This window comes from Rhizobium sp. SVR5-2C (genome assembly GCF_056755115.1).
In genome coordinates this window covers 1-238 of the sequence record NZ_JBNDHT010000569.1, presented here as the reverse complement: position 1 = coordinate 238, position 238 = coordinate 1, and the positions used below count along the sequence as shown (strand labels likewise).

1 pseudogene is annotated in these 238 nt (G+C 62.2%); it reads right to left on the bottom strand.

The window, feature by feature from the left end:
• Nucleotides 1-149, bottom strand: a pseudogene (locus tag ACPYOI_RS36930) (ATP-binding protein); the annotation flags it as partial.
• Between the last annotated feature and the right edge of the window lie 89 nt (nucleotides 150-238).

Here is a 238-nt window from a genome sequence, read left to right as displayed (position 1 = left end):
AGGTGTGTATAAGAGACAGTCAGAAGGTAGACGGTGAAACATGTGCCCCGGTCGCCGCTCGAGACGTCGATGCGGCCGCCGTAGTCCGCAACGATGTCCTTTGAAATGACGAGGCCGAGGCCGAGCCCCTGTTCCTTGGAGGTATGGAAGCTGTCTCTTATACACATCTCCGAGCCCACGAGACGCGTAGTAATCTGGGGGGGGGGGGCGTGCGTGGAGAGAGGGGGGGGGGGGGGGG